The organism is Micromonospora sp. NPDC005161, from assembly GCF_053599855.1.
Genome location: NZ_JBSFYQ010000100.1, coordinates 1 through 6,062, shown reverse-complemented (window position 1 = coordinate 6,062; position 6,062 = coordinate 1). Strand labels below are relative to the sequence as shown.

General features: G+C 66.7%; 9 protein-coding genes. 4 read left to right on the top strand and 5 right to left on the bottom strand.

Annotated features, from left to right (window positions below; translation table 11 throughout):
• Positions 1-168 precede the first annotated feature (168 nt).
• Positions 169-414, bottom strand: coding sequence for a hypothetical protein (locus ACWD5O_RS36800; RefSeq protein ID WP_354968217.1), 246 nt, complete (start codon positions 412-414; stop codon positions 169-171).
• A 359-nt stretch (positions 415-773) separates the two neighbouring features.
• Between ACWD5O_RS36800 and ACWD5O_RS36795 the strand changes: the two genes are divergently transcribed.
• The 3 genes from ACWD5O_RS36795 (at position 774) to ACWD5O_RS36785 (ending at position 2,464) form a co-directional block, all read left to right on the top strand.
• Complete coding sequence (locus ACWD5O_RS36795; protein ID WP_450088137.1) at positions 774-1,364, top strand: IS110 family transposase; 591 nt, start codon at positions 774-776, stop codon at positions 1,362-1,364.
• The gene (locus ACWD5O_RS36790) at positions 1,321-1,938 is read left to right on the top strand and encodes a transposase (RefSeq protein ID WP_450088136.1); all 618 of its coding nucleotides are present in this window, start codon (positions 1,321-1,323) and stop codon (positions 1,936-1,938) included. Before ACWD5O_RS36795 ends, ACWD5O_RS36790 begins: the two co-directional genes overlap by 44 nt.
• A gap of 67 nt (positions 1,939-2,005) precedes the next feature.
• Positions 2,006-2,464 carry an SRPBCC family protein gene (locus ACWD5O_RS36785; RefSeq protein ID WP_354968215.1) on the top strand — a complete coding sequence of 153 codons (459 nt, stop codon included), beginning with the start codon at positions 2,006-2,008 and terminating at the stop codon, positions 2,462-2,464.
• Positions 2,465-2,724: 260 nt separating this feature from the next.
• Here ACWD5O_RS36785 and ACWD5O_RS36780 read toward each other — a convergent pair whose 3' ends face one another.
• Positions 2,725-3,387, bottom strand: coding sequence for a Type 1 glutamine amidotransferase-like domain-containing protein (locus ACWD5O_RS36780; protein WP_450088135.1), 663 nt, complete (start codon positions 3,385-3,387; stop codon positions 2,725-2,727).
• A gap of 546 nt (positions 3,388-3,933) precedes the next feature.
• On the opposite strand from ACWD5O_RS36780, the gene ACWD5O_RS36775 reads away from it, so the two are divergent.
• Positions 3,934-4,125: a hypothetical protein gene (locus ACWD5O_RS36775; protein WP_354968814.1), complete on the top strand. Its 192-nt coding sequence runs from the start codon at positions 3,934-3,936 to the stop codon at positions 4,123-4,125.
• A 123-nt stretch (positions 4,126-4,248) separates the two neighbouring features.
• Here the strand turns inward: ACWD5O_RS36775 and ACWD5O_RS36770 are convergent, their stop codons facing one another.
• From ACWD5O_RS36770 to ACWD5O_RS36760, 3 genes are read right to left on the bottom strand one after another with little or no spacing between them, the layout of a single operon-like run.
• On the bottom strand, positions 4,249-4,869 hold the full coding sequence (locus ACWD5O_RS36770) for a dihydrofolate reductase family protein (RefSeq protein ID WP_354968813.1): 621 nt from the start codon (positions 4,867-4,869) through the stop codon (positions 4,249-4,251).
• On the bottom strand, positions 4,869-5,375 hold the full coding sequence (locus tag ACWD5O_RS36765) for an SRPBCC family protein (RefSeq protein WP_449941722.1): 507 nt from the start codon (positions 5,373-5,375) through the stop codon (positions 4,869-4,871). Before ACWD5O_RS36765 ends, ACWD5O_RS36770 begins: the two co-directional genes overlap by 1 nt.
• A gap of 3 nt (positions 5,376-5,378) precedes the next feature.
• A complete protein-coding gene (locus ACWD5O_RS36760; protein ID WP_450088134.1) occupies positions 5,379-5,720 on the bottom strand; it encodes an ArsR/SmtB family transcription factor in 342 nt (113 codons plus the stop codon).
• Positions 5,721-6,062 lie beyond the last annotated feature (342 nt).

Here is a 6,062-nt window from a genome sequence, read left to right as displayed (position 1 = left end):
GTCACCCACGAAGCTTTGCACGTCTTTGCACGTCTCAAGATCGGACGCACTGTTCTCGACACGACAGGGCGGTGCCGGACGCACGGTCAGCGGCAAATGAGTGCACCGCGGCGAGGGGACGGCTCTACCGGATCGCCGGGGAATCAGCGCCACCTCGACATGCCCACGTCACCGGTCGCCCTGGCTGAGCATCGCCCGCCGGCGCCCCCATGAACGGATTTTTAGCCCGATCAGTACCGCTGAGACAATTCCCGGTCCACAGTGGACCGCTAGTACGCCGGCCAGGCTCGGGCCGCCCCAATCCGACCGGTAGTCGGCCGGATCCTTCATGTTGATCACGAACGGCTCGACAGCAGCACGAACAATCAGGTAGAGCCCGAACAGCATTCCGACAGCGGCAAGGATCCTCTTCATGCGCACGACGCTAGAAGGAGATCGCGCGGCTCCACGTCACTCCCCGGTATCATCTTCCGCCTCGTACCAGCGTGCGACTGCCGCACGTCGACCTGACTGAGCGTCGGAATCGAAGACGTCCGACTCGCGGCTACTTAGAGACTTTGCGCAGGATCGGTGTCCGGCCAGACTCGGTCCAGGTGCTCGGCGAGACGCTCCCACATTGCGGCTGCCCACCGGTGTCATTGGTGTGGCTCTCTCATGGCCTGCGGTCTCGCCGGGCACCGCGCGAGGAGAGGCTGAAAAGGGGTTTGTTCTGCTCGAAGTAGCGGTGCCCTCCTTGCTGACAACTCATCCAGTTCAGTCAAGGGGAGGCGCCGATGTCGGTGATCATCGGGATGGACCCGCACAAGCGCTCAGCGACCATCGAGGTTGTCGACGAACGCGCCCGGGTGCTCGCAGTGGCCAGGTACGGCACCGACAAGACCGGCTACGCGCAGATGCTCGCCGCCAGCCGCAGGTACACCGATCGGGTGTGGGCGGTCGAGGGGTGCAACGGCATCGGCAAGCACATCGCCCACCGCCTGCTGCATGACGGTGAGACGGTGCTCGACGTGCCCGCGAAGCTGTCTGCGCAGGTGCGGGTGTTCGCCACTGGCAACGGCCGCAAGACCGACCCGGTGGATGCGCACTCGGTCGCGATGGTGGCACTGCGTTCGCCGAACCTGGTGCAGGTCCAGCTCGACCCGGACCTGCAGGTGATGGGGATGCTGGTCGACCGCCGCGACGAGCTTGGGCCGCGCCAGGACGCAGACCATCAACCGGCTGCACCGGCTGCTGCTGGAACTTTTCCCAGGCGGGGCAAAGCAATTCCTGTCCGCCCGGCAGGCACGTGCGCTGATCGCGAGCATCAAACCCCGCGACATCGTGGGCAAGACCAGACGCCGCCTCGCCGTCGAGCTGATCGGTGAACTTGAGAGCATCGACAAGAAGATCAAGGCTGCGGAGAAGGACCTCAAAAAGCTGGTGATCGTCCGCGGCTGCACCCTGATGGACCTGCACGGCATTGGCCCGTCAGGTGCAGCCCGGCTGCTGGCAGACGTCGGCGACATCCGCCGCTTCGCCGACCGCAACCGGTTCGCGTCCTGCAACGGCACCGCCCCGCTCGACGCCTCCTCCGGCGACCAGAAGCGTCACCGGCTCTCCCGCGCCGGCAACCGGCGGATCAACCGGACACTGCACATCATGGCCGTGGTCCAGCTACGCAACCGCACCGAAGGCCGCGCCTACTTCGACACGAAGAAAGCCGCCGGGAAGACCTCCATGGAAGCCATGCGGGCGCTAAAACGGCGACTGTCCAACGTCGTCTACACCCGCATGCTCGCAGACCAACAACAACGGCAGGCGGCGGATCCGGGAGGGCACTCGGGGACGACTCTGCAACCCAGCGTGACCGACCTGACCCCGGACATCGGCCCTTCGGACAAGCCACTTCCCGGACCCGCCACCACCCAACCTAAACCCGCCCTCCGAGCGGTGTCTTGACACAAAGGGGTGCCATGACAGGACGCCCGAGGGTGACCAATCGGTTGTCGCGTGCTTCGATGGGAAGGTGACCCGCCTCCATGAATCCGAGCATGTCGTCACCGCCAGCCGTGATATTGCCGCGACGGCTGCGGAGATCTTCGAACTCATCGCCGATCCGTCACAGCAGCCCCGCTGGGACGGCAACGACAACTTGTCCGAGGCGCTTTCCGGGCAGCGAGTCCATGCCGTCGGTGACGTCTTCATCATGACGATCACGACAGGCAGCGTCCGCGAGAACCATGTGGTCGAGTTCGTCGAGCAGCGCCGCATCGCGTGGCGACCAAGCGAGCCAGGCCAGCCGACACCCGGGCATCTGTGGCGGTGGGTACTCGAGCCGATCGACGCATCACACACGCGCGTGACGCACACCTACGACTGGACACAACTCACGGATGAGAAGCGCATCCCGCACGCAAGAGCGACCACGGCGGACAAGCTGCGGGCCTCGCTCGACCGGCTCGCCGAGCTGGCCGAACGCCGCTGATCCACACCCTCGGAACGCCATCAGCCGAGCAACGTCGTTCAGCGGAGCACGTCCCGAATCCGGCGCCGCCGGCCATCGGCCGTTTGATCACTTCGACGCCGGGCCTCCGCCATGATCACGTGCGCGCTCATCGGCAGATCCGCGCACAGTCGGCGGCAGATCCGAGAGCGCACGCGACCTGCGACATGGGCAGGCGCTCTCGGAAATGCTGCAAGTCGATGGGTCACGTCCAACGACGCGACGTCACGGATGCCGGGCGGCTATGACCCGAACTTCTTCCATTGCCCTTCGGAGACCACCTCGACCGAGCCGTCGACGACCTTGATGGCCGTCTGTTCGTCGATGGCGTAGGCCGGGACACCGATTTCGGCGGCCCACCGCTCTGCGTCGGCCAGGGTGTTTGTTGGGAAAGCGTCCAGGTGCGGGAAGATCGAGAAGTCGACGACTCCCAGGGTGCGGTCGTCCGGTGCGGACGGCCACTCGACGAAGTACGTTCCGATCCGGGGCGTCATCACCATGCTTCCGGCACTCACTCCCACCCAGACCATGTCGGGCAGCGATGGCAGCAGATCGGCCAGCCCGGACTCCCGCATCCAGTGGCACAGGTACGTCGCGTCGCCGCCGTCGACCAGGAGAACGTTGGCCTCCCGGACCCAGGAGACCCATCGCTCCGCGCCGATGGTGGGCAGTGCGGTGAGCTCGAGGACACCGAGCGACGCCCAACCCAGGCCGGACAGGTACTGAAACACGGGCTCGGCGGCTACGAAGCCCCGCACCGATTTCGGACCGCACATCGGGTGACCCCATTGTGCTGTCGGGACGCAGAGGGCGTGGCACTCGGCGATCGGCTTGCCGAGGAGCTGCACGAGCGCCGAGTGGATGCTTGGGTTCGTGACGCCGCCTGACGTAAGCAAGAGCTTCAAGGTGCCTCCAGATTCGCGCGCGGAGGGTGGATGTGCCTAAGACCCGGGACCGTGCTGGAACTCATCGGAGGTCGAGCAACCTCTTCAGAGGTCCCTCAGGTCGCCGGGTGCGATTGCCCACTAATCCTCCACCCGGTCCTACCCGCACAGCACGTGCGCCCGACCGACGCACGCAGGATGCGCATGTCGCGGCGACCGCTCATCGGCAGTTCAGGATGCCCGCTCGACTCAGGCCACCTACCGACCGTGGCCGCTCTTGATCAGTCAGCATGTACGGACGGCGGCAAATCCGGATGCGTTGGCGTCCGCCGAGTGGCGAAATGCGCCGTCGTGCTGAGGCGGACGCTTCTGCGACCTGCGCACTACCCTGACGGCTGAGCTGGCGCCTTCTTTCTCGGTGTTATGGTCGCGGCGCAAGCCCGTCCTGCGCACGATCGCCGAGCCACCCGAGGCCAAGGCACGGCCGGCCTCCGGGTACCACGCGGCGTTCAGCGGCCCCTACACGGTCGCCGCGCCGCCGCCGCCCGTGACCCCCGCCGCCTCGCCGTGGCCGCCCTGGTGCGCTGCGTCGAGGACGAGCGCTGCAGCGCGTCGTTCTCGCACGCCTTCCCCGCCGTCCTGCGCGTGACCACCCGCACGGCCGAGGAACTCGAGGCCCGCGTCGAGGTCAACCGCGGCGGCCTCGGCAACCCGTGTCCGACGAGGAGCTGGCGAGGAAGTTCCACAACAACGCCGTGAGGTCCCTCCCGGAGGAGCGCGCGGCCGAGATCGCGGCCCGAACGCTCGCCCTTCCTGACGCTCAGAGCGTCGGGGATCTCACCGCGCTGCTGACCTCGGCGGGGAGCGCTGAGGTCGAGACAGTTACCGCTCCCGGACTGCGTAGGTCAGGTGGGTCACCCGTTGCGTCGGCTCTGCGCGGACTGGCTCCAGGGCCACGCGGCCCGCGTCCACGCCCTCGAACAGGCGGATTCCGGAGCCGAACAGCACGGGTGAGAGCGCGATCGAGAACTCGTCGATCAGGCCGGCGTTCACGTACTCCAGGATCGTTGCGCCGCCGCCCGCGATGCGGACGTCCCGGTCGCCGGCGGCCTCGCGGGCCTGGTCGAGCGCGGGCTCGATGCCGTCGTTGACGAAGTGGAAGGTGGTCCCGCCCGGCCGCTCCCAGGGGTCACGCTTCTCGTGCGTCACGACGAAGACCGGCGTATGGAACGGTGCCTCCTCCGGCCACGCCTGCTCGCCGGCGTCGAACATGCGCTTGCCCATCACGCTCGCGCCGGCGCGCTCGAACGTCTCCCGCACGATGTCGTTGTCGCGCCCCTCCGCGCCGCCCTCGCCGAGCTTCAGGTTCTCCCGGATGAACCGCTGCGGGAAGATCCACTGCTGCAGTTCCATCCACTGCTGCCCCATCAAGTCCTCGAGGGACTCGGGCGCGATGAACCCGTCCAGCGACATCGACACGCTGAAGAACACCTTCCCGGCCATCAGCCCTCAACTCCCTTCCGAACGATCTCGGTGACGTAGGCCGCCAGGTTGCTCAGGGTCTGCTGGCCGCCCTCGATCGCGTGGTACTTCTCGACCGCCTCGTCGCGCAGCTCCTTGGTGGGGAAAACCGTGCGCATCTCGATCCGGGTCGCCACACCGTCGGGCGCGAACGTCAAGACCGACTCGAAGGCGTTCGGGTCGCCGCGGGACTCACCGTGCAGTAGCGCGATCCGCTCCGGCGGGGCGATCTCGTTCCAGGAGATCCACTCCTGGTAGTCCGTCCCGTCCGGTCCGTGCATCACGAAGTCCCACTCCCCGCCGACGCGGAACTCGAACGCCCGCGTGGTGGTGGTGAACCCCTCCGGTCCCCACCACCGCGACAGGTGCCGCACCTCGGTGAACGCCTCGAACACCAGCTCCCGTGGGGCATTGATGACCCGGGAGATCACGATCTCGCGGTCGGCCGTCGCGGACTGCGCCGGCGCTCCTCGTCCCGTCGCGCTCATCAGCTACTCCTCCTGCCTTGCCTGCTTGAGGTCCTGCACGTACGCGTCCAGCCGGTCGAAGCTCTCGTTCCAGAACCGCTCGAACCCGCCGATCCACTCGTGAATCGGTCGCAGCCCGCGGGCGTCAAGGCCGTACAGGCGCTGCTTGCCTGCCTTGCGGTCCCGCACCAGCCCGACCTCCCGGAGCACCCGCAGGTGTTTGGACGCCCCCGGCTGGGTCATCCCCAGCTCCTGCGCCAACTCGGTCACCGGCCGCTCACCCGCCTGCAGCAGTACCAGGATCTCTCGGCGCTGCGGCTCAGCGATCGCGTTGAAGACGTCCGACGTCGTCGCTGCTCGTGCCATGGCAACCATCATATACCCATAACAGCATGCGTCATGCCGAGAGGAATCAAGCGGGTCTTGTGAGATGACGATCGTGACCCTTGTCAGCGGCGAGGACCATCCACAGGTTCTGATCATTGCTCCCCGTCGTCGAGCTACGGCAGCTGGTGGATGATCACGTCTCTGTCGTCACGCACGCCGTCATCGATCGGGGCGATGGCGCCAATGATCGTTGGACGCGACGGTAGCGGCGCGTCAGCCCGGTTCTCGGCAGACATCCCAGGATTCAAAATGTCAAGCGGCTGCTGTGCTGTGGTGAGCCCAGGCCTTGTGTTCGTCGTAGATTGAGCGGGTCTTGAGGCA